This is a genomic window from Stenotrophomonas sp. AG209, from assembly GCF_003550055.1.
Classification (GTDB): domain Bacteria; phylum Pseudomonadota; class Gammaproteobacteria; order Xanthomonadales; family Xanthomonadaceae; genus Stenotrophomonas.
The window spans coordinates 79609-102893 of record NZ_QXDB01000003.1 but is presented as its reverse complement, the minus strand read 5'-3'; the positions used below and the strand labels follow the sequence as shown (position 1 = coordinate 102893).

Below are 23285 nucleotides of genomic sequence, written 5' to 3'. Positions count from 1 at the left end.
GACCGGCATCCGCCCATTTTTTTTGGGGGTCGGATCCCTTTCGCATCGCGAAAGGGCTCTGACCCCCGAAGACGCCGCGGTTGGGGTCAGAGCCCTTTGCCATTGGCAAAGGGATCCGACCCCGGCGCTGCATCAGGCAACGACCAGCGTCACGTCGATGTTGCCGCGGGTGGCGTTGGAGTACGGGCACACGATGTGCGCCTTCTGCACCAGCTCTTCCAGCTGCTCGCGCGGCACGCCGGGAGCGCTGATGGTCAGCTCGGCCTCGATGCCGAAACCGGTCGGGATCTGGCCGATGCCGACCTTGCCGGTGACGGTGGTGTCGGCCGGCAGCGCGACCTTGGCCTGGCCGGCCGCGAACTTCAGCGCGCCCAGGAAGCAGGCCGAGTAGCCAGCGGCGAACAGCTGTTCCGGGTTGGTGCCCGGGCCGCCGGCGCCACCCAGCTCGCGCGGGGTCGACAGCTGGATGTCCAGCACGTTGTCGGACGAGACGGAACGGCCTTCACGGCCGCCGGTGGAGGTGGCCTGGGCGGTATACAGAACCTTTTCGATGGACATCGTGATGCTCCTGGTCAGTGGGTGGGTGTTGCGTTGGAGCCTACTTTGCCCGGTTTCTGCGTACGTTGGGTTGCAGTTCGTACGAAAAACTTGATTGATCGTCCTGCCGGCCTAGATCGTCCACTCGCGGTCGGTGGTGAACATGATGGTCAGCCAGCGGTCCGGCGAGGCCTCGCCCAGCGCATCGCCGATCTCGTCGCGCAGCTGGTCCCATTCCAGCAGGGGCCGCGGCGGGTCGTCCTCGCGTACCACGAAGAACAGCTCGATCTGCTCGCCACGCCCCACCTGCGCGACATAGCTGCGATGCTCGACGAAGCCGTGCTTGGCGACGATCGCGCGTGCCACCGCGTCCACGTGCGCCTGCAGTTCTGGTGGGGTGACCAGCAGGATGCCCGCCAGCGCGCGGCGCACGGTGCCCAGCGGGGCGATCATCACCAGCACGCAGACGAAGGCGAGGATGGCCGGGTCGATGTAGGGCCCGACCCAGGCCAGCGAGGTACCGCGCACCAGCACACCGCCGAGGAAGGCCAGCAGATAGCAGGCCGACATGCTGGCGGCGATCACCCAGTTCTTCGCGTCCAGCGCGATGAACTCCGAACCGATGCGGCGGTTGGCACGCAGCACGAACCAGGCCAGCGCACCTTCGCCGACGATCGACAACCCGGCGAAGGCGATGGCCGGGCCAAGCGCGATGTGGCGACCGCCGGACATCAGCGCATCCACCGCATTGACCAGTGCATACAGCGCCGCGCCGATCATCAGCGTGCCGCTCACGCCCAGCACGATTGGCTCCAGGTGCCAGAAGCCCATGGTGAAGCGTTGGTTGAGACGCGACTGCAGCGCATCGCTGCTGGTGGATAGAGCGATCAGCCGTGCGACCAGCAATGACAGCCAGGTCATCACCACATCGATCAGGCCGTAGATGCCATCGAAGATGATCAGCGAGGAATTGGCCAGCAGGCCGAACACCACCGCTGCCGCGGCCAGCAGCAGTGAGCCTGCGATGGACAGGCGCAGCACGCCTTGTTCGGTACGCGCATCGAAGAAGCGTTCGGTGGTGGCAGGCATGCGGGAATCCAGCGGGAAATGGGCTGCGGAAGCAGCGCGTCGCCATTCTATCCAGCCTGCAGCATGCCGCCGTGACCGCAGCCGCACAGCGCCTGGAAAAGTCACCAGACTGGTAACCGATTGCGGATTGACGGGTGCACACCCGAAGCGTATCGTTTGTACCACGATGACATAGAAGCCTCCGGTGACCCCGGGGGCTTCTTTCGTTTGCGCCATCGCGCGCTGCGACGCCATCGCCACCGGCCCTGACGTTCCCGTCGCGGCCGTTCTGTCTTCCGCCCCGATCCTGCTTTTCCCGCGCCGTCCTGGTGACCGCGTGGGGCGCCGCCGTGCGCGCAGGGTCGGGGCACTCCACATCCATCAACGAAGGAGGATTCGATGCCCCTGCTGACCCTTGAGCAGTGCCGCGCGCACTGCCGTATCGACGGCGACTTTGACGACGCCATCCTGGGTGACCTGCTGGCAGCAGCCAGCGACGCGGCCGCAGCCTACCTGGGCCGCGAACTGTACGCCGACCAGGCCGCGCTGGACCAGGCGCTGGACCAGCTGCCGCAAGACATGGCGGCGGCGGTGACCGGGCATGAAGCCGCGGTTGCCGCCGCCAATGCCGAGACCAACGCGGCCAAGGCCAAGGCCATGCGGGATGTGGCCGATCGTCGCCTGGCCGTGGCCACCGCGCGCAGTGCACGCCTGCTGCTGGGCATGCCCGCCAATGACAGCATCCGTGCAGCGGTACGCCTGCTGCTGGGCCACCTGTACGCCCATCGCGAAGCCGTAGTCGTCTCTGCACAGACGCTCGATGCACCGGCAGGCGCCACTGCCATCGCAATGGAACTGCCGTTCGGCGTGGCCGCGCTGCTTGATCCGTACCGACCGGCCGCAACGCCATGAACGCCGGCCACCTCAATCGCCGCATCCGTATCGAGCGCCAGGACGGCCAGCTCGACGCCTGGGGGCAGCCGCTGGACGCCTGGCAGCCGGTGGCAGAACTGTGGGCCGCCGTCACTGCCGATCCTACAGACAGCGTGCAGCGGCTGACGCTGGAAAGCCGCCTCCCGGCAACAATCCGCCGCCAGCGCTTCCATGTCCGATTGGCGGCCGCGCGACAGGCCGGCATCCATGTCGGCATGCGCATCGTGCATGACGGTCGCGCTTTCAACATCACCGGCGTTGCTCCGGACTTCAGCCGGCGCCAGACCACGGTGCTGTTCACCGAACAGTCTTCAGGCATTGCCTGAGCGACGCCAACCAGGACACCGCGATGAGTTACGAAGCACAGCTGCACGCGCTGCTGGCCCCGCTGCTGCAGGGCCGGCTGTATCCCGACGTTCCGCCGGAACCGGTCATCTACCCGTGTGCCGTCTACCAGCAGATGGGTGGACAGTCCGTGTGGTTCAACGAAGGTTCCACTCCCGAACAGAAGCACGCTCGCGTGCAGCTGACCGTCTGGGCAGACAGTCGTGCCCAGGCCAACACCCTGATCCGCACCATTGAGGACCAGGTCTGCGCGGGACTGCCGACCGCCGAGTCGTTCGGCGCTGCAATCGCCGTGCATGAGCCGGTGCTGCACAAACACGGCGCGCGGCTCGACTTCGGCCTGTGGTACGCCGACCCGTAAACCCCTTCACCCGTGCAACACCCCAGCCCGGCAACCGCCGGGCTTTTTTTTATCCAACGAGGAAATACACCATGGCACTCAAGCTTCCCAAGGGCACCCAGTTCGGTTTCGCACCGGTCGTCTCCACCGCGATCGCCACCACCGCGATCTCCAAGGCTGCGCCGGCACTGGCCAGCGTTGCCGCCAACAGCGTCGACACCGGCGATGTGGTGGTCATTGAACTGCCGGGCTGGCCGGCCCTGAACAACCGCGCCACCCGCGCGGGTGCTGAAGCCACCGGCAGCGTTGAACTGCTGGGCATCGACACCACCGACACCGTGCTGTTCCCGGGCACCAGCGGTGCCGGCGTGCTGCGCAAGGCAGGCGCCTTCGTCGACCTGGACCAGCAGGGCGACCCGACCACCGCCGGTGGCGAGCAGCAGTACTGGAGCGGCACGCTGCTGGAAGACCCGACCGGTCGCCAGGTCCAGCTGCCGACCTTCAAGAACGCCAAGACCATTACCCTGCCGCTGTTCTACGATCCGAAGAAGCCGTGGTACCCGGCGCTGAAGAACGTTGATGCCAAGGGCGAGCCGGTGATCCTGCGCGCCAAGCTGGTCGGCGGCGACGTGCTGTACTGGTACGGCTACCTGAGCTACAACGGCGACCCGACCATGGCTGCAAACACCCCGATGGGCACCACCGCGACCTTCACCGCGCTGGCCGACTCCATCCTGGTCGAGGGCGCCTGATGTTCCAGGTAAAGGCGCCGGAGAGCTTCAAGAGCACCCTGACCATCGTCGGTCACGGTCGCGAGCAGAAGCTCAACCTGACCTACCGGCATCTGTCGGTGGCCGACTACGCCAGCCTGCTGGAGCGTCTGGGCGATGACACGTTGAGCGTGGCCCAGGCCATCCTGGACATCGTGGTGGATTGGGATGCCGATGTGGCGCTGGATACCGCCGGCGTCGAGCTGGCGCTGCAGCAGCAGGCCGGCCTGGATGGCGCCATCATCGGTGGCTACACCCAGGCGCTGCAGGTCGCACGCAAGGGAAACTGATCGAGGCGGTGGGGGCCCTGTACTGGCGGGCCCCCACCGAGTCCGAGCTGATGCAGCTTGGATTGAAGGCAAAGCACTTTCCACCGCCGCAGGTCGAGCTGTGGCCCGAGTGTGTGCTTCCCATCGAGGTTTTCTCACGGGTTTCCACCCAGTGGCGCGTTGGCGCAGGTGGCCCGATCGGGCTGGACTACAACGTGGTCTATCAGGAGCTGCAGCGCGAAGCGCTTGTGCCGGAGCGGCACGCTGAAGTGATGGCGGGCATCCGCGTCATCGAGCATGCGGCCCTGAAGCACATGCAGCACGAATAAGCAGGCAGCGGCCAACGCCGATGCCAGACAACGGCCTCGCCAGCACGTGAGGCCCCATTCAAGCCAGGAGAATTTCATGGCCGACACAACGCTCGGAGCGACGGCTGCTGCTGTTGAGATCAACGCCAGGCTGGACTCCGCCGTCCAGGCCGCGACGCGCAGCATGGCCGAGTTCAATGCACTGACGCAGCTTCAGCAGCAGTATGCGCAGAAGAGCACGGTGCTTCAGTCCGCACTCAACGGTGTACTTCAAAGCAGCATCTCCCTCGCCGATACCATGGTTCAGAAGCTGGCTGGAACGCTGGCAGTCGTACAAGCTGCGCTGGAGCAGGCGCAGAGTTCCGCAGAGGACGCCCGGCGTGATGGCAGGACACCCGGAGAAGTCGCATCTGATGCTACCGCGCGCAACCTGGACAGACTGTCCACCGATGGTGAACGTCGCAGCGGCTTCCTCGCTGATGCGCGGCGTTCGGCCAGGGGTACGTACCTGAACATCGCGAAGCCCGAGAAGACGGGCGCGAAAAAGGACGAGAAGGAAGACGATTCGCGGAAGATCAAGACGGGCATGAAGGGTATCGAGAACGGATTCCAGGATGCGTTCGAGGCCTATACCGCGAAGGCACAGGATGCCGCGACGAACACGCAGACTGTCTTCACCAAGGCATTTGATGCCGCCGGAACGGCGCTCTACAACTTCGTAACCACCGGCAAATCCAACCATCATGAACTGACCAAGGCACTGATCGCGGATCTGAAGAAGATTGCGATCCAGCAGGCCATCGTCTGGGGCGTGAAGATGCTCTTCGGTGGCAGTGTGGGGCCCGTGCAGAAGGAATCAATTCCGATCTCCGGCTTTGCAAAGGGAGGCACCTTCAGATCGCCCGGCCTCTCCGTCTACTCCGGCGGTGTCTATGACACCCCGCAGCTGTTCGCCTTCGCCAAGGGTGCCGGCGTATTCGGCGAAGCGGGACCGGAAGCGATCATGCCGCTGCAGCGCGGGCCGGACGGCCGTCTCGGCGTGGCCGCACATGGCGGTGGAGGCAGTGGCGGTGGCGTGGGTGTGAGCATCCGCATCGACAACAACGGTGGCAAGGAAGTCACCACCAACGAAAGCATGCTGCAGCAGTTCGGCAACGAGATCGGCCAGTTCGTGGAACGCAAGTACCGCGAACTGCAGAGTCGTGACCTGAAGGCAGGTGGTGTGCTCAGCAGGAGTGCCATGTAATGACCGACACTTTCACCTGGCCGGCAACCAGCCAGAGCACCGGGACCACCACCGCCGCCGTGAAGCGCGCGAAGTTCGGTGATGGCTATGCGCAGGCCGCCGCTGATGGCCTGAACGCCACCTCGCGCAGTTACCAGCTGCAGTTCGTAGGCAACCGCAGGACCATCAGCGAGATCGTGGCCTTCCTGGATGGTCATGCCGGCCGCAGCTTCCTGTGGAAGGGGCCACTGGGGCAGGGGTTGTACATGTGTGATTCCTACACCGACAGCCATCTCGGTGGACAGGTCTCGACCATCACCGCGACGTTCGAGCAGACCTTCCAGGCGTAGGCATGAGCATGGATCTTCAACGGATCGACCTGGATACCATCCAGCCCAACGGAAAGCGTGGAGAGACCCAGCGGCCCGCCTTCACCAAGATCAACCAGAACTTTCAGGATGTTGCGTTGGCGCTGGAGGGAATCCCCGGTGCCATCGCAGACTCTGTCTCGGGAAAGAACCGCTTGATCAACGGGAATTTCGACTTCTGGCAGCGTGGGGACAACTTCACCGCTGCTGCTGCCTACTGTGCGGACAGATTCTTTGCACAGCAGGGAGGGATGGACGGAGCAGGCATATTCAAATCACCCGTTGCCCCGGGCGATGCGAACTTCCCGAAAAGCCTGTTCACGTTGGCCGCCAATTGCAACGGGAACCACAACGCTGCCGGACACCATTTCCTGTTCGAGCAGCGTGTGGAAAGTGTGCGGACCTTTGCCGCATCAGAGAGCACGCTATCCTTCCTGGTCTACAACGCAGGCACTGCAGGGAGAAAGATCGCAGTCGAATTCCTGCAGCGCTTCGGAACAGGCGGAAGCCCCACTGTCACGGGGATACAGCCGGAAGTGTTTACGCTCGCACAGGGCCTGAACCGGATCAGCAAGACCGTCAGTCTTCCTTCCATCTACGGTAAGACGCTTGGCGGTGGCGATGATTCGGTCATCTGTGCGGTATGGCTCTCGGCAGGCAGCGACTTCAACGCGCGCACAGGAGGGCTCGGCGCGCAGGCAGGCCAGTTGTACTTCGGTGAAATGCAGTGGGAAGCCGGCGCACGGGCGACCCGCTTCGAGTGGAGATCACCGGCCCACGAGCTTGCGCTGTGCCAGCGCTACTACCAGAAGTCCTTCCCTGTTGCAGAGGTGCCCAACAGCAGGAGCAGCTCCGCCGTCCACCGGAATGCAGTGGCCTTCAACAGTGGCACCTGCCGCGTTGTTGCAGAGTTCAAGGGCACGATGCGCGGCACGCCACAGCTGCTTTTCCACGCAGGCGGAGAAGGTGGTGACATCGGATCGCCGAGCTTCTGGAGGTACTACGACGCCGCTGGCGGAGCATGGCGCGCGGGAACCCTGACCAATGTAGTCATGGCAACGAGCCAGGCGTTCATGGCGGACGTGGGCGGCGCAGGTTTCCTGGTAAGCGGATCTGTTCTGCTGGCAGGCCACTACACCGCCGATGCCGAACTCTGAGTGCATTCCTACACCTGCGGGACCAGTCGGGAAGCCGTGACTGAATGAAAGTACTCGAACTCCGATCGGCCGCCACCGATTCACCTCGTTCAAGGAGCCACTAATGGCAAGAAAGATCATCGACCTCGATTCCGTTCAACCGAACGGAAAGCGGGGTGAAACACAGCGCCCGGCGTTCACCAAGATCAACGAGAATTTCGCCGAGGTCTACGACGCCTTGACCGATGTCGCGAAGATTCCGGAGACCGTGGGGAATGCCATCACCGAGCGCGTTCCGGGAAGGAATCTGCTTATCAATGGTGGCCTTCAGTTCTGGCAACGCCGGACCTCCGGCCGTGTCGGTAGCGGGTCTGGCACCCTGGGGGCAGAGACGTTCTTTGCCGATCGCTTCACCAACTCGGCATTGATCTGCAACCATGACGTCCAGCGCGTGGCCTACGAGGGGCAGAGTGGCTACCCGGAAGACACGCGGTCGATCCTGGTATGTACCGTGTCCGGTGCCGCTGCCAGCAGTGGCGCCTGGATGGGACAGAAGATCGAGGGGGTGCGCAGCGCGAGCGGCGACATCACCATCTCTGTGTGGGCAAACAGCGATGCACCGAACCGCAAGGTCGGCGTGCGCGTCATCCAGAACTTCGGCACGGGCGGCTCGCCCGCGCCGGAGGTGGTGATCGAAGCAGGTGTGCTCACACTGGGCACCTCGGCCACACACCACAGCGTCACCGTCACTTTACCGAGCACCAAGGGCAAGGTGCTGGGCACCCATGGCAACGACCATCTCTACGTGGTGTTCGACCTGTGCGGCACCGGCCAGAAGGGTGAGTTGGTGGCGCAGAACGGCTCGTTTGGCTTCACACAATTCCAGGTCGAGCCGGGACGTGTGGCCACGCGCTTCGACTGGCGCCCGCTGGGCATGGAGTTCGCGTTGTGCCAGCGGTACTACGAGAAGAGCTACAACCTCGACATCCTACCCAACACGGCAAACAACGAAGGGCGAGAGGCGTTCTCGGTCAACTCGCCGGGAATGGCGCATTACCAGAGTGTGCGATTCCAGACGGCAAAGCGTGCCCATCCCTACGTGATGATCATCTCGGCCGATACCACCCAGCAGAACGGACACATCGCCGAGGATGACGTGTCCCGCGTGCCCTGCCTCGTCAACTATGCATCACCCTCCTGCTACGAAGTGAGCTGGACCAACAATCCAGGTCGCTGGGGCGGGTGGTGGCATTGGTGGGCCGAAGCCGAGCTGTGATTGGGCGCCCCCAGGACTTTCAGGACGACAGCAATGACGAGAAAGATCATCGACCTCGATTCCGTTCAGCCGAACGGGATGCGGGGTGAAACGCAGCGCCCAGCGTTCACAAAAATCAATGAGAACTTCGCAGAAGTGTATGGCGCGCTGGATGGCGTGACCGCGATCGGACAGCGTGTGGATTCACTGGAGCGTGCTCTTCAGACCGCAGTTCCAGGCAGGAACCGCCTGATCAACGGCAACTTCGATTTCTGGCAGCGGGGCACCACCGGCACCACCCAGGGCGGCGAGATCTATGTGGCCGATCGTTGGACGGTGGCAGCGCTGGGCTGCACGCATACCGCAAATCGCGGGGCCAATCTGCCTGCCGGCGGCGCCGCGCCGGAATCGCGCCGTTTCCTCAACAGCGTCGTTTCCAAGACCAGTGCAGGTAGCAGCGCCTACGTCGCACAGAAAATCGAAGGGGCGGTCACCCTGTCCGACGGCGAGGTGACCGTTTCCGGCTTCGCCTATGGCCCGCCAGGAAAACGCATCGGTGTTCGTCTCATCCAGCACTTTGGCACCGGTGGTTCGCCGTCCGCCGCGATCAGCGTGGAGCTGGGAACCGTAGCGGTCACCGCCGCGTCCTGGACCTATTTCCAGCTTAGTGCGCGACTGCCATCGGTGAAGGGGAAGACGCTGGGAAGCAATGCCGACAGCGATTTCCTGTGGCTGGTGGTGGATCTGTGCGCGGATGCCTATGGCGGTGTCATCTCCGGCCAGAACGGAGAGTTCGGTATCGCGATGATGCAGTTGGAGCGCGGTAGCCGGGCAACGGCATTCGACTTGCGCCCGCTGGCCCAAGAGCTGCAGCTGTGCCAGCGCTACTACGAAAAGTCCTATGACAATGACGTCGTTCCTGGAACTCCGACCAACAGCGGTCGCTACAGTTGGGGCAACTCGGCTGCGAGCGGCGCAACCAGTTACCTGTCGGTGCCATTCAAGACGTGCAAGCGAGTGACGCCGGTGATTGTCGTCAGGCCCAACAACAATGTGGTCGAGCCCGGATATGTCAATCAGGACGACAGCAGCCGAACGCCCGCATCGGTTCCCACGATCGCGACGAACGTCTTCGAAGTGGCCTGGGGCAATTCCCCCGGGCGCTGGGGGGGCTGGTTCCACTGGACGGCGGATGCAGAGATTTACTGAGTATCAGGTATGGCGTTCCGCCGTCTTTTTCAGGCGTGGCAACGACCTGTCCCTGGGCTTTGCTGATTCGGAATGGGAAGCTAAATGAGCAGAAAGATAATCGACCTCGATACCGTTCAGGCGAACGGTAAGCGGGGTGAAACACAGCGCCCGGCATTCACCAAGATCAACGAGAACTTCGCCGAAGTGTATGGCGGGTTGGATGCCGTGCAGACTGCGGTGGATGGGTTGGATGGCCGAATGGCTGGCCGCAACTGCCTGATCAACGGCGACTTCCGCCTTTGGCAGCGTGGTGCAGTGTTCCCTGCATCCGTGGGCACTCGCTACATCGCCGACCGCTGGCAGGCCAATGCCACCGGCACCACGGTGGCTGCCACGCGCGAGGATGTGCCTCCAGGCGGCGGCCAGGCAGGGCGCCTGCTGGCTGGGTCGCGCCATCTGCTTCGGCTGGAGGTGCAGAGCGTTGCCGGTGCCGGCAACATGGCGCTGGTCCAACAGCGCATCGAGGATGTCCGGACACTGGCCGGGCGCACCGTCACCATCAGCTTCAAGGCGCGGTCCTCGGTGGACGATTTCCGCATCGGTGTGGAACTGCAGCAGTCCTACGGAACGGGCGGGTCCACCGCGCGCGATAGTATCGGCGCCTCGGTCGTGCTCGATACGCTGTGGCGATGGCACCAGGTCACCGTGGAAGTTCCGGGCCTTGCCGGCAAGACGCTGGGCCCGGACAGCTACCTGCAACTGAGCTTCTGGCTGGATGCCGGTGCCGACTTCGGCGGGCGGGCGTTCGCCGCCGGGCAGAAGAGCGGCAGCGTCCAGCTGGCCGAAGTGCAGATCGAAGAAGGCGATACCGCGACCGACTTCGATCGCCGGCCCGAAGCACTGGAGCTGTTGCTGTGCCAGCGCTACTACGAGACGGTGGATGTGAACCGGATCCTGGGCATCACCTACACCGCCAACGGCGACACGCGCGCGTGCATTCCGTTCAAGGTACGCAAGCGCGTGGCGCCCAGGGTCACCTCGCCCTCTGCCGCGCTCAACCTGGTCGGCTTCGGCTCCGAAGGTAGCCTCATCAACTTCAACGGTGGCGATCCGGGCTGGCAGTCCACCGTGGACGCGGCCGTGCTGTCCACGATGTCCAACAACATGCAGCAGTGGGGCGCGGTGGTGGTGTGGTCGACCACCTCACAGGTGCTGGTGCAGGCCGATGCGGAGCTCTGAGCCATGACAACCACGCTTCCGCAGGCGTCAAAGCACGCCTGCTTCACTACCACTACGTCGCTGCGCCCGGGCCACCACGTCATCGTACCGCGCGGCCAGGAGCGGTATCCCGTACCACGCCCTCTTCCCATTGCCGCACAGGAGCACACCCCATGATCACCGCCGATGCCCAGCAGCTTGAGCCGGGTGGCCGCATCACCGTCTACGAGCTCGACGCCAGCAGTTTCGGCGCCGACAAGCTCTTCTTCCACGCACACCTGCAGAGTGGTGTCATCTGGTGGCAGGGCCAGGAGTATGGCCCCTGGCCGATCGAGGCCAGTGGCTTCGAACGCACCAGTGACCAGCCACCGAACCCACGCCTGCGCGTGAGCAACATCGATGGCCGCATCACCGCCATGTGCCTGCTGTTCGATGACCTGGTCGGTGCCCGCATCATCCGCCGGCAGACGCTGGCCAAGTACCTGGATGCCACCAACTTCGAGGAAGGCAATCCCAGTGCGGATCCTGCCGAGCATTTCCCCGACGAAGTCTGGTTCATCGAGCGCAAGATCGGCGAAGACAAGCAGATGGTCGAGTTCGAGCTGACCACCGCGATTGATCTCAATGGCCAGCAGTTGCCGGGCAGGCAGATCATCGCCGGCATGTGTGGCTGGCTGGTGCGTGGCGGTTATCGCGGCGCGTACTGCGGCTACAACGGTCCGGCGGTAGCGGACAGCGACGACGTCGCCACCGACGATCCGGCACGCGACCAGTGCGGCGGCCGGGTGCGCAGCTGCAAGCTGCGCTTTGGCCAGGACAAGCCGCTGCCCTATGGCGGCTTCCCCGCCGCAGGCCTGCTGCGCTCCTGATCGACCCCTTCCCGACTCCACTTTCCAGGCCCGCCCGCGCGGGCCTTTTTCATGGGTGAAACATGCAACCGACAACCCTGCAGGCCATCCAGGCGCACGCCGTGGCCGAGTACCCGCGCGAATGCTGCGGGCTGATCGTGGCCATTGAAGGCCACGAACGCTATCTTCCCTGCCGCAACGTGGCCGCCACGCCCAGCGAGCATTTCCGCCTGCCGGCTGAGGACTATGCCGTGGCCGAGGACAAGGGCGAGGTGCTGGCCCTGGTGCACAGCCACCCCGATGCCGCTGCAACGCCGTCCGATGCCGATCGGGTCATGTGCGAGCGCAGCGGGCTGACCTGGCACATTGTCAGCGTCGGCCAGGTAACCGGCGAGCCACCGCTGTGCGCTGATCTGCAGACCCTGCATCCCTCAGGTTACATGGCACCGCTGGTCGGTCGCCAGTTCGCCCACGGTGTACTGGACTGCTACAGCCTGGTCCGCGATTTCCACGCGCGCGAACTGGGCATCCGGCTGTCCGAGTACGAGCGCCAGGATGACTGGTGGAGCCATGGCCAGGACCTGTACAGCCTTGAACGGCTGCACGCCGAGGGCTTCGACCTGATCGAGGGCGAACCGCAGCGGGGCGACATGATCCTGATGCAGATCCGCTCGCCGGTTACCAACCACGCAGGCATCTACCTCGGTGACGGGCAGATGCTGCATCACCTGCATGGCCGCCTGTCCGAGACCGTGCCCTACGGCGGCATGTGGGCCGAGCGCACCCGTTGCATCGTCCGCCATCGCGAGGTGCGCCATGACTGACCGTCTTCGTACGATCCGCCTGTACGGCAAGCTGGGTGCCCGCTTCGGACGCAGGTTCCGGCTGGCGGTGAACAGCCCGGCCGAGGCCGTGCATGCGCTGTGCACGATGCTGCCGGGGTTCCAGCAGTACCTGATGGGTGCCAAAGCCAAGGGCATGGAATTTGCCGTGTTCAATGGCCGGCAGAACCTGTCGCGGGATCAGCTGCACGATCCGCCAGGCCAGGATGACATCCGCATCGCGCCGGTGATGGTGGGTAGCAAGCGGGGAGGCGTACTGCAAACCATCATTGGCATCGTGCTGATCGTTGTGGGGAGCTACACATCTTGGGCTGGTGGGGCTGCACTGGTATCAACCGGCGTCAGCATGGTGGTTGGCGGGATCACCCAGATGCTCTCCCCCCAGCCAAAAGGCCTGGGCGCCAAAGACACACCCGAAAACGCGCCCAGCTACAGCATGAACGGCACCGTCAACACGCAGGCGCAGGGCAACCCCGTTCCGGTCGCCTATGGTGGCCATGACAGCAAGGGCATGTTCATCGGCTCGGCCGTGATTAGCGGCGGCATCCTGGCGGAGGACCAGTTTTGAACCAGATCACTCATTCCACGCTGCGCACGCGCGGTGCAGCCGCGCCCGTACTGGCGGGCGCCAAGAAGGGCGCGAGCAACGCCCGAACCCCGGTCGAAACCGCCGACAGCCTGCACTCGATGGCGGTGGCCCGCATCATCGACCTCGCCAGCGAAGGCGAGATCCGCGGACTGGTCGCCGGCAAGCAGTCGATCTACCTGGACCAGGTGCCGATCGAGAATCCCGACGGCACGCTGAACTTCTCCGGCGTGGACGTGCAGACGCGTTCCGGCACCCAGGACCAGGAGCACATCAGCGGCTTCCCCTCCATCGAGAACGAAGTTGGCGTCAATGTCGAGCTGCGCAGTGATGCGCCGGTGGTACGCACCGTATCCGGTGCTGACCTGTCGGCCGTCCGTATCCGCTTTGCGGTACCGGCGTTGCAGAAGACCAACACCGAGAACGGTGACACTGAAGGCTACCGGATCATGTACGCGGTGGATCTGTCCACCGACGGCGGCCCGTTCAGCACGGTGCTGACCGATGCCTTCAGTGGCAAGACCACCAGCCAGTACGAGCGCAGCCGCCGCATCGATCTGCCTGCCGGCAACCAGTGGCAGGTGCGGATCCGCCGGCTGACCGCCAACGCCAACAGCAGCACCATCGCCGATACCATCAACGTGCTGTCGATGACCGAGATCATCGATGCCAAGCTGCGCTATCCGAACTGCGCGCTGGCGGCGGTGCAGGTCGACGCCAGCCAGTTCCAGAACATCCCCACCCGGTCCTACCAGCTGTGGGGGCGCATCGTGCGCATCCCCTCCAACTACGATCCGCTCAGCCGTCTCTACAGCGGCGTGTGGGACGGTACCTTCAAGAGCGGGTGGACCAACAACCCGGCTTGGGTGTTCTTCGACATCGTCACCAACGATCGCTTTGGCCTGGGCCATCGTGTTCCGCTGGACTGGGTGGACAAGTGGCGGCTGTACCAGATCGCGCGCTACTGCGATGAACTGGTCAGCGATGGCCAGGGCGGCAAAGAGCCGCGCTTCACCTGCAGCCTGTATCTGCAGACCCGCGCCGAGGCCTATCGCGTGCTGCAGGACATCGCCACCATGTTCCGCGGCATCAGCTTCTATGCGGCGGGGCAGGTGATGGCCTCGGCCGACATGCCCAAGGACCCGGTGCTGACCTACAGCCAGGCCAACGTCATCGAAGGGCGCTTCCACTATGCCGGCAGCAGCCGCACGGCGCGGCACACGGTGGCGCTGGTGTCGTGGATCGATCCGGATGACTTCGGCCGGCAGAAGGTCGAAGTGGTACAGCACCTGCCCGGTGTGGCCCGCTACGGCATCAACCAGACCGAAGTGACGGCGGTGGGCTGCCACTCGCGTTCGCAGGCGCAGCGCGTGGGCAACCACATCCTGCACACCGAGATGCTGGAAACCGAAACCATCAGCTTCTCGGTGGGCCTGGACGCGCTGGGCTGCATGCCTGGCGATGTGATCCAGGTGGCCGACCCGAACCGCGCTGGCCGCCGCAATGCGGGTCGCATCCGCAGTGCAGGTACGCGCAGCCTGGTGCTGGATCGCGTGCCGGAACAGATCGCGGCCGGTGACACCCTGCGTGCCACGCTGCCCAGCGGGCAGACCGAAGCACGCACCGTGCAGTCGGTGGACGGCGAGACGATAACGGTCACCGCGCCGTGGTCGGCGGTGCCGGTGGCGCAGTCGGTCTGGGCACTGGAATCGCCGGAGCTGGCCCTGCAGCACTATCGCGTGCTGTCGATCAGCGAAGGCGAGGACCTGACCTATCAGATCACCGCGCTCAAGCACGTGCCGGGCAAGTACGCCGCCATCGACGACGGCACGCGCCTGGAGCAGCCGCCGATCAGCATCATTCCGCCCAGCGTGCAGCCGGCACCGGCCAACGTGCGGATGGCCTCGCATGTGGTGGTGGACCAGGGTATTGCCACGTCCGTGCTCACCATCGAGTGGGATGCGGCGGACAAGGCGATCGGCTATGACGTGGAATGGCGCCGTGGTGATCTCAACTGGGTCCGCGCCGGCCGCGTCGGCACACAGAGCCTGGAAGTGCGGGGCGTCTATGCGGGCGAGTATCTGGCCCGGGTACGCGCGGTCAATGCGCTGGGCGCGGTATCGCAGCCGACGCTCAGTGTGCTCACCACCATTGAAGGCAAGACGACGCCGCCACCGGCATTGACCTCGCTGACCGCGCGCAGCCGGGTGTTCGGCATCGAGCTGGCCTGGCAGTTCCCGGCAGGCGCCACGGATACCGAGCGCACTGAACTCTGGTACAGCACCAGCCCGGATCGTGCAGCCGCCATCAAGCTCGGCGACTTCGCCTATCCACAGTCGCGGCACCAGATGAACGGTCTCGCGGCGGGTGCACGCTTCTGGTTCTGGGGGCGCCTGGTCGATCGCAGCGGCAACGTGGGTCCGTGGCATCCGGTGGAGGCGGGTGTTCTGGGCGAGTCCAGCAGCAACCCGTCGGACTACGATGCCTATTTCGCCGGCCGCATCAACGAAAGCGCGCTGGGCCAACAGCTGAAGGGCAAGATCGAGCGCGTCACCGAAGTGCTGCCGCTGGTCTGGGATGCCGCGGCAACCTACACCCCGGGTCAGACTGTCATCCACGACGGTCGGATCTGGAGCTGGCAGGGCACTGCCGCAGGCAACGAGACGCCGCCGGGCAGCCATTGGAAGAACATCGGCGACGCCATCGCCGAGGCTGGCGCCATCGTCGGCCGCGTCGACCAGCTGGAACTGGACGTCACCGATGTCGATGGCAAGGTGACCGCGCAGGGGCAGAAGGTCGATGGCCTGTTCGCCCAGGTCAGCGACCACACCGCCGGTGAGGAGGACTACAACGTCGGCGAGAACGATGTCAGCGCCGGTGCCATCACCGTCTACAGCGTGATGGCCGAGAAGGACGCGGCACTGGCCAGGCGTGTAGATACGGTTGAAGCGTCCATCGAGGGTGTGCCCGGCAGGATCGAAGGTGTCAGTGCCGCGGTCCAGCAGGTCTCGCAGGCCGTGGTGAACCTGGATGGCAAGGTCAGCGCAACCTATACGGTCAAGGCGCAGATCAGCAGTGCCGGGCAGATCTACATGGCCGGCATGGGGCTTGGCGTCGAGCAGCAGCCGGATGGCAGCTACCAGAGCCAGATCCTGATGCAGGCCGATCGCTTCGCGCTGTTCAACACCAACAGCGGCCAGGTCAGTGCGCCCTTCGTGGTGCAGGGCGGGCAGACTTTCATCAGCCAGGCACTGATCGGCAATGGCTGGATCCAGAACGCCATGATCGGCGACGTGATCCAGTCCAATGCGGTCGGCGCCGGTGGGCAACCGCGCTGGAGGCTCGACAAGAACGGCACATTGACGATGAACGGCCCCGAGAATGGCGGCCGCCTGACCATCAACGACAGCGTCATCCACGTTTACGACAACAACGGCCGCGTCCGCGTCCGCATGGGGATCTGGTAATGGCAACCGGTATGCAGATATTCGGCCCGGATGGGCAGATGTGGTTCGACACCAATGATCGTGCCGGCAAGGTGATGGGTGAGATGCACGTCAGCACCAGAGACAGCATCTATGTGGGCATGGCGGGCATGGGGCAGCCATTCGCGATTCTGCCGAGCACCTTCTGGGACAGCTGGCAGGACATGAATGGAAACCAGTTCTCCGCGCCGAACATGGCATTCATGTCCTTCAATAAACCAGGCGCCGCCGAGGGCGACTACCTCACACTCAACTTCACGTTCATGACGACCACCAATCCCAATGCCTATGTCTTCTACGGGAGCTTCTGATGACCGTCGGCCTTGAAGTCACAAACGACAGCGGTGTCCCCGTTCTGGTCAACGCACACGCCCTTGCCTTCTTCGCGGCAGGCAAGGGCGTGGAAACCATCGGCAGCAACACGTCGCCGTTGGGCCAGAACGGCTCGGTCAGCCTTCCGGCGCAGAGCGTGCCCTACCTGGTGTTCATCCGCTGCAATGGCGGCTCCACGCGGATTTCCACCGGCACTGCGGGTTTCGGCTGGAACATGGCCCAGGGAACCACCAGCTTCGAATGGTGGGCATGGGGACATGCGGTTCCCAGCAACAACACCGGCATGCAGGTCTACAACGCTGATGGCTCGCTGCAGTGGGACATGAGCAGCCGCCCGCTGCGCATGGCGGGCCTGGTCAATACGACCGGCGCCCGGCCGCCACTTCCCAGCGAGACGTCCAACGAGAACATCCTCACCGGTGACCTGATCAACGGCCCAGGCGACAATCTTGCCTACCTGCTGTCAGACATCGGCCTCTGCCACGACGTCTACGCCATGCCCAGCGGCAACCCCACCATCCGTACCAACATGCGCTATTCGGCAGCCATCAGTACGCCGAATGCATCGCAGATGCGGGTCAACTTCACCCGGCGGGCTGCCAATCGCCAGCGTTCCCTCAGTGGAGCGTCCTACCAGACGTTCGCTTCGCGCCTGCCAAGTTTCGTCCTTGCGGCTTACACCTACTGAGCGGGGATTGCCGGCCCGGGCAGCCATTTGAGCCGCCCGGGCCCTTCCCGTAGACTGCGCCGTTCCCACGCTCCCCGACGACGCACTGCAGTGATCACGCCACCCTGACCCTTGCCGCACATCGGCAGCCGGCCCGCCCGGCTCAGGAACCCGCGTCTTTCCACTGCAGCGCCATGCGGCCACGCCCGCGTGCGCGCGGAGTTTTCCCATGCAAACGTCCTATCCGCTGCGCCAGCAATGGCTCGGCAACATCCGTGGTGATCTGCTGTCCGGCATGGTCGTCGCCTTGGCCTTGATTCCCGAGGCCATCGCCTTCTCGCTCATCGCCGGCGTCGACCCGAAGGTCGGCCTGTACGCCGCGTTCTCCATCGCGGTGGTCGCCGCCATTGCCGGTGGCCGCCCCGGCATGATCTCCGCCGCCACCGGCGCGATGGCGCTGGTGATGGTCGACCTGGTCAAGGACCACGGCCTGCAGTACCTGTTCGCCGCCAGCATCCTGGCCGGCCTGCTGCAGGTGCTGGCCGGCGTGTTCAAGCTTGGCTCGCTGATGCGCTTCGTTTCGCGCTCGGTCATCACCGGCTTCGTCAACGCGCTGGCGATCCTGATCTTCCTGGCGCAGATGCCCGAGCTGATTGGCCGCGGTCCCACGGTCTACGTGCTGTGTGCCGCCGCCCTGGCGATCATCTACCTGCTGCCGCGCCTCACCCGCGCCGTGCCGTCACCGCTGGTGGCGATCGTGGTGCTTACAGCCGTGGTGATCGGTTTCGATGTGGACGTGCGCAGTGTTGGCGACATGGGACAGCTGCCCGACAGCCTGCCGCAGTTCCTCATCCCCGATGTGCCGCTCAGCTGGGAGACCCTGCGCATCCTGCTGCCGGTGTCGGCCACGCTGGCCGTGGTTGGCCTGCTCGAATCGATGATGACCCTGCAGATCGTCGAAGACATCACCGAGACGCCCAGCGAGCGCAACCGAGAATGCGTCGGTCAGGGCGTGGCCAACACGGTCACCGGTTTTCTCGGCGGCATGGCCGGCTGCGCGATGATTGGCCAGTCGGTCATCAACGTGACGTCCGGTGGACGTGGCCGGCTGTCCTGCCTGGTGGCCGGCGTGCTGCTGCTGGTGCTGGTGGTGTACGGCAGCGACCTGGTGCGGCAGATCCCGATGGCCGCGCTGGTGGCGGTGATGATCATGGTCAGCATCGGCACCTTCAGCTGGCGCTCGCTGCGCGACCTGCGCACGCACCCGCGCAGCTCTTCGGCCGTGATGCTGCTGACCGTGGTGGTCACCGTGGCCACCCACGACCTGGCCAAGGGCGTGCTCAGTGGCGTGCTGCTGTCGGCGCTGTTCTTCGCGCACAAGGTTGGCCGCATGCTGGACGTGCAGCGCGAGGATGCCGGAGACACGCAGGCCTACCGTGTACGTGGGCAGGTGTTCTTTGCCTCGGCCGGCCAGCTGGGCGCCGCGTTCGACTACCAGCACGTGGCGTCGAAGGTGCAGATCGACCTGCGTGACGCCCACCTGTGGGACCTCACTGCGGTGGCCGCGCTGGAACGCGCGCAGGAAAAGCTGGCCGCGCATGGGACGGAGGTGACGGTGGTGGGCCTGAATGCGGCCAGCCTGACGTTGATCGAACAGGTGGGTGGGCGCGGGGGCGGGCACTGAGGTTCCAGCGTCCGCGTCTGAGACGACGTGCACGCATTCTGAATCCAGTCAGGCAGTTGAAACCGGCGCTGTCGTAGCATTGCCCGCGTGATGGGGGTCGACGGACGGCCCCTCCCTGCCGGCACCCGCTGGCGACACGCAAGGGAGAAACAGGTAATGCAGGCAATGGACGCGCTTGGGCGCAACGAACGGGTCGGCGTCGGCCGTGGGTATTGGAAGGTGCTGGCCCTGTGCCTGGCGCTCACCGCATGCCAGGCGCCTTCTTCCCAGGCATCGACCGAAACGGCGGCTCCCGCGTCGATTGCTGCGGCATCGCCGACAGCACCTTCCGGCCCGGCATCGGCAGATTCCCCCCACTACCCGGATGCGTCCTATACCGAGGGTCGCCTGCGCCCAGCCTATGGCTGGTGTGTGGATGGGGTGGAAGATGCCGGCAAGCTGCAGGCCTGCGGCAAGGACGAACTCGCCTACCAGGAAGCGCGCCTCGAAGCGGCGGCCAGCAAGGCGCTGGCCGGGCTCGACGCCGCTGCCCGGACGGCATTCCAGGCCACCCAGGCGAGCTGGCGCAGCGATACAGACCGTTATTGCCGCGATGTCCCCAACGGCAGCGTGCAGCAGCTGCAGGGCGCGCAGGAATGCCGCCTGTACCGTGTCGCCAACCGTGCCGACCAGCTGCTGGCGCAGAGCGCGCCGCCGGATACCTCGTATACCCAGGCAACGCTGCGTCCGGAATACACCCGCTGCGTGCAGGACGCCCGCGGCATGGACGACCAGCTGGAAGCCTGCGATACGGCCGAGCTCGCCCACCACAAGGCGCTGCTGGAAGCACAGGTCGCGCGACTGATGGACGGCCCCGATGGCCCGGCCAAGGACCGCTGGATGGACGAGCAGGCCAACTGGGCTGCAGATACCGAAAAGCGCTGTGCACCTGCCAGCGACCATGTGGGGCCGATGCTGGATGCACAGTCGTGCCGCATCAACCGGTATGCCAACCGCGCCGTCGAGCTGCACACGCGCGTGCTGACGCCCTGATCCACGGTCGCCAGCAGGCAACTGCACCCGGTCATTCCTCCACGGACAAGGAAGTGAGACATGCCAAACAATATTGACACCCGCAACCTGGACGCCACTGCCGGCGCGGTGTTCTTTGCTGTCGGACGCGGTACTGAAGGTGGTGGATCTTCGTACCACCTCAGCATCGCCGGCATCACCAAGCACCTTAATGAGCCGCAATGGGGCACGGTCAGCGCGGTCAGGGACAACAGCGGCTATTCGCTGGGCACCATCCAGGTGGATTTCGGCCAACGTGGCGAGTGGCCGCTGGGCGCGACGCAGGAGCGCAAACTGAAGCCGGGCGAGACAACGTATGTCGATGGGGTCATCGACCAGGCCAGCGCTTACGCCAAGGCACACAACCTGCCCTTCACGCATGATCGCACTGACCTGCGTGCGGATCTGCTCAGCCACGGCAATGGCGAGGGAAAGCGCTCATCCATCCGCTTCATCGATGCACCGACGCGTGACAGCATCAATGCCTGGGCCGGCTCGGCGGAAGGCAAGCAGTGGATCCACACGCACATCGATTACCCACAGGTGCGCAATGCCACGAATATCGCCATGACCATGCTGGACAAGCATGGCAGCGGCATTGCCGAGGACAAGCGCTTCGAGGCCATCGCGTTGATCGCCAAGACCGCCAACCAGCTGCCGGGTCGGCTGGATGGCCTGGAAGCGGTGCTCAAGCGCGGAGGTGACTACCAGGAACTGCGCGACCAAGCCGCTGCCATCCGCCATCGCACCCCTTCCTATGCCGGGCTGACTGCCGCCGACGTCGCTGCCGGGTATGAAGATGCCTATGCGCAGCATTCCGCCGAAATGGATCGCGCGCACCTGAAGGTGGGGCGCCGCGATTTCGCGCCCGCCACCGAAGGCAGCGACCCGGATATCCAGGTCGCGCTGCAACAGGCGCGAGCGCACGGCCACGGTGGCGGTGGTCCGCAGGTGCTGAAGGAGGGCTCAAGCGGCCGCGCGGTGGAAAAGCTGGAACACAACCTGCACACACTGGGCTATGGCGGCGCAGGCGCGCAGGCCATCCATCCCGACCGACAGTTCGATGCCACTACCCGGCAGGCCGTCGAAGCCTTCCAGCGCGATCATGGCCTGACCCCGGTGGATGGCAAGGCCGGTCCGGCAACGCTGGGCGCGATCGATCGCGAGGCACGCGCGCTGCAGGCTGACATGGCGGCGTTGGGGCTCACCGATGCACGGGGCAAAGCGATTACCGCCGATGGTTACCTGGGGGCAGGGAGCCAGCAAGCCCTCAATACCTTCCAGCAGCAGCACCATCTGCCGGCCACCGGCATGGCCGACGCAGGCACGCGCAGTGCGATCCAGGCCGAAGCGGCACAGCACCGCTCTGCAACGCCGACACCGGCCGCACCCGTTGCGCCTGCTGCACCGGCCGCAGCACCTGCACCCGAACGCCACAGCGGGCCAGCCGCAGCCGCTGCACCCGGCGGCGAGCGCATCTCGGTGGTGGAGCCGTTCGGCAACGGCGGCAGCAACCGCATCCTGCGCCACGGCATCAGTGGCGAAGAAGCGTTCCGCGAACTGAAGATCCACCACCCCAACACCAACGCAGCTGCCGTTCGCGCGGGCGATGCCAGCCGGGTCGACCGTAGCGCGGAGATGGTCGAGGGCGAGCTGGAGGCCGTGCGCCGGCGTGGCGACGTCAACAACATCCCGCTGGTGCAGAAGGACCTGATCCTGACCGACCGGTCAGGCGGGCGCAATCTGATGGTTCCCAGTCCGGTCGCCGGCTACGTCAAGCTCAACAACGACGGCACCAACTCCATCAGCATCTACAGCCATCCGGTCGGCGATGCGCGCCGCGAGCTGGTGGGCCAAGTGCTGCACGGCGCGCGCGGATCCATTCCGTACAAGACCGGGGATTTCGTCGAGTACGGTGCGCCGCTGGTGCGGCAGTCGGACGTAGGCTCGCCGGGTGCGGTGCACGCGCACATCGAAGTTGAGCCGGACCAGTACCGTCGCTATCTGGGCGACATCCTCAACGACCGCATCACCCTGGGCGGCAAGGTCCACGCGCAGGGTCCCGAGGCCGCGCAGGCCGCACGCAGTGCGCAGCAGGCGCCGATGGCCGATGGCGTGTTGAAGCAGGGCGAGCGGGGCGATGAGGTCAAGGCCTTGCAGGGCAAGCTGGCGGCGCTGGGTTATGCCGGTGCCGATGGCAAGCCGCTGCACGCCGATGGCGTGTATGGCAAGGACACGCTCGCAGCGGTCAAGCAGTTCCAAGCCAACAACGGCCTGGACGACGATGGCAAGGCAGGCCGCAAGACCCTGGCGCAGGTCGATGCCCCCAACGCGGTGAAGGCCGGTACCGCGCCGGAGGCTCCGGCCCGGGCCGAGCCTGCAGCGCCGGCCAGCATGCGCGACCCCGGGCATGCCGACAACGCGCGCTTCGATCAGGCGCTGGGCAAGCTGCAGGCGCTGGAGCAGCAGCGTGCCCAGGCCGGGCTGAAGCCGCTGTTCGACAACCCGCAGGAGGCCGAGCGTGCAGCCGGCCAGCTGGCCTACGAAAGCAAGGTGTCGGGCATGCGCCAGATCGACCACGTGGTGGCCCGCCCCGACGGCACCGGCTTGTTCGCGGTGCAGGGCGAGCTGGGCGATCCGGCGGCGCAGCGGACCTTCGTCGACCGCCAGCAGGCGGTATCGCACTCGGTCGAGGCCAGCAGCCGGCAGAGCGAGGCGCTGGACAGCCAGTTCAACCAGCGTGCGCAGGAACAGCAGCAGGAACAGGTGCGCAACCGCGGGTTGTAAGCCCACGCGGCGTCCCGGGGCCGGTCGACCGACCCCGGAG

The 23285-nt window shown here is 65.1% G+C and carries 23 protein-coding genes; 21 read left to right on the top strand and 2 right to left on the bottom strand.

The annotated features are described in order from the left end of the window. Window positions 1–132: 132 nt before the first annotated feature. Window positions 133–558: an organic hydroperoxide resistance protein gene (locus DFO63_RS15595; RefSeq protein ID WP_032128196.1), complete on the bottom strand. Its 426-nt coding sequence runs from the start codon at window positions 556–558 to the stop codon at window positions 133–135. A gap of 111 nt (window positions 559–669) precedes the next feature. Next, a complete protein-coding gene (locus DFO63_RS15590; RefSeq protein WP_101764744.1) occupies window positions 670–1626 on the bottom strand; it encodes a cation transporter in 957 nt (318 codons plus the stop codon). Between the two features lie 378 nt (window positions 1627–2004). Here DFO63_RS15590 and DFO63_RS15585 point away from each other — a divergent pair, with 378 nt between their 5' ends. The 21 genes from DFO63_RS15585 to DFO63_RS15485 all read left to right on the top strand — a co-directional run bounded on the left by DFO63_RS15585 (window position 2005) and on the right by DFO63_RS15485 (window position 23245). After that, window positions 2005–2517: a head-tail connector protein gene (locus DFO63_RS15585; protein WP_069138078.1), complete on the top strand. Its 513-nt coding sequence runs from the start codon at window positions 2005–2007 to the stop codon at window positions 2515–2517. Continuing rightward, window positions 2514–2864, top strand: coding sequence for a head-tail adaptor protein (locus DFO63_RS15580; protein ID WP_119007317.1), 351 nt, complete (start codon window positions 2514–2516; stop codon window positions 2862–2864). The genes DFO63_RS15585 and DFO63_RS15580 overlap by 4 nt, the downstream gene beginning before the upstream one ends. A gap of 23 nt (window positions 2865–2887) precedes the next feature. After that, on the top strand, window positions 2888–3244 hold the full coding sequence (locus DFO63_RS15575) for a DUF3168 domain-containing protein (protein ID WP_101764746.1): 357 nt from the start codon (window positions 2888–2890) through the stop codon (window positions 3242–3244). Window positions 3245–3315: 71 nt separating this feature from the next. Continuing rightward, the gene (locus DFO63_RS15570) at window positions 3316–3975 is read left to right on the top strand and encodes a phage tail protein (RefSeq protein ID WP_119007316.1); all 660 of its coding nucleotides are present in this window, start codon (window positions 3316–3318) and stop codon (window positions 3973–3975) included. Next, window positions 3975–4283 (top strand): phage tail assembly chaperone, encoded by a 309-nt coding sequence (locus DFO63_RS15565; RefSeq protein WP_014645599.1) that lies wholly within the window; start codon window positions 3975–3977, stop codon window positions 4281–4283. The genes DFO63_RS15570 and DFO63_RS15565 overlap by 1 nt, the downstream gene beginning before the upstream one ends. Window positions 4284–4291: 8 nt before the next feature. Then, on the top strand, window positions 4292–4591 hold the full coding sequence (locus tag DFO63_RS15560) for a DUF1799 domain-containing protein (protein WP_259337438.1): 300 nt from the start codon (window positions 4292–4294) through the stop codon (window positions 4589–4591). Between the two features lie 76 nt (window positions 4592–4667). Next, window positions 4668–5816, top strand: coding sequence for a phage tail tape measure C-terminal domain-containing protein (locus DFO63_RS15555; protein ID WP_119007315.1), 1149 nt, complete (start codon window positions 4668–4670; stop codon window positions 5814–5816). Further along, on the top strand, window positions 5816–6145 hold the full coding sequence (locus DFO63_RS15550; RefSeq protein ID WP_119007314.1) for a phage tail protein: 330 nt from the start codon (window positions 5816–5818) through the stop codon (window positions 6143–6145). The genes DFO63_RS15555 and DFO63_RS15550 overlap by 1 nt, the downstream gene beginning before the upstream one ends. A 2-nt stretch (window positions 6146–6147) precedes the next feature. Continuing rightward, window positions 6148–7320 carry a hypothetical protein gene (locus DFO63_RS15545; protein WP_119007313.1) on the top strand — a complete coding sequence of 391 codons (1173 nt, stop codon included), beginning with the start codon at window positions 6148–6150 and terminating at the stop codon, window positions 7318–7320. A 103-nt stretch (window positions 7321–7423) separates the two neighbouring features. Beyond that, window positions 7424–8575 carry a hypothetical protein gene (locus DFO63_RS15540; RefSeq protein WP_119007312.1) on the top strand — a complete coding sequence of 384 codons (1152 nt, stop codon included), beginning with the start codon at window positions 7424–7426 and terminating at the stop codon, window positions 8573–8575. A 33-nt stretch (window positions 8576–8608) separates the two neighbouring features. Further along, the gene (locus DFO63_RS15535) at window positions 8609–9763 is read left to right on the top strand and encodes a hypothetical protein (RefSeq protein ID WP_119007311.1); all 1155 of its coding nucleotides are present in this window, start codon (window positions 8609–8611) and stop codon (window positions 9761–9763) included. An 84-nt stretch (window positions 9764–9847) separates the two neighbouring features. Beyond that, complete coding sequence (locus tag DFO63_RS15530; RefSeq protein ID WP_119007310.1) at window positions 9848–10984, top strand: hypothetical protein; 1137 nt, start codon at window positions 9848–9850, stop codon at window positions 10982–10984. 152 nt (window positions 10985–11136) lie between these two features. Further along, window positions 11137–11832, top strand: coding sequence for a phage minor tail protein L (locus tag DFO63_RS15525; protein WP_101764751.1), 696 nt, complete (start codon window positions 11137–11139; stop codon window positions 11830–11832). Window positions 11833–11894: 62 nt separating this feature from the next. After that, window positions 11895–12635 carry a C40 family peptidase gene (locus tag DFO63_RS15520; RefSeq protein ID WP_119007309.1) on the top strand — a complete coding sequence of 247 codons (741 nt, stop codon included), beginning with the start codon at window positions 11895–11897 and terminating at the stop codon, window positions 12633–12635. Then, complete coding sequence (locus tag DFO63_RS15515; RefSeq protein ID WP_119007308.1) at window positions 12628–13221, top strand: tail assembly protein; 594 nt, start codon at window positions 12628–12630, stop codon at window positions 13219–13221. The genes DFO63_RS15520 and DFO63_RS15515 overlap by 8 nt, the downstream gene beginning before the upstream one ends. Next, window positions 13218–16706: a phage tail protein gene (locus DFO63_RS15510; protein ID WP_119007307.1), complete on the top strand. Its 3489-nt coding sequence runs from the start codon at window positions 13218–13220 to the stop codon at window positions 16704–16706. The genes DFO63_RS15515 and DFO63_RS15510 overlap by 4 nt, the downstream gene beginning before the upstream one ends. Next, on the top strand, window positions 16706–17035 hold the full coding sequence (locus DFO63_RS15505; RefSeq protein ID WP_101764755.1) for a hypothetical protein: 330 nt from the start codon (window positions 16706–16708) through the stop codon (window positions 17033–17035). Before DFO63_RS15510 ends, DFO63_RS15505 begins: the two co-directional genes overlap by 1 nt. Then, window positions 17035–17745, top strand: coding sequence for a hypothetical protein (locus tag DFO63_RS15500; protein WP_101764756.1), 711 nt, complete (start codon window positions 17035–17037; stop codon window positions 17743–17745). The genes DFO63_RS15505 and DFO63_RS15500 overlap by 1 nt, the downstream gene beginning before the upstream one ends. Window positions 17746–17953: 208 nt before the next feature. After that, window positions 17954–19408, top strand: a complete 1455-nt coding sequence (locus DFO63_RS15495; RefSeq protein WP_119007306.1) for a SulP family inorganic anion transporter — start codon at window positions 17954–17956, stop codon at window positions 19406–19408. A gap of 165 nt (window positions 19409–19573) precedes the next feature. Continuing rightward, entirely contained in the window at window positions 19574–20440 is an 867-nt protein-coding gene (locus tag DFO63_RS15490; RefSeq protein ID WP_101764758.1) for a lysozyme inhibitor LprI family protein, read from the top strand. Window positions 20441–20500: 60 nt separating this feature from the next. Further along, entirely contained in the window at window positions 20501–23245 is a 2745-nt protein-coding gene (locus DFO63_RS15485; protein WP_119007304.1) for a peptidoglycan-binding protein, read from the top strand. The last annotated feature ends 40 nt before the right edge of the window (window positions 23246–23285 follow it).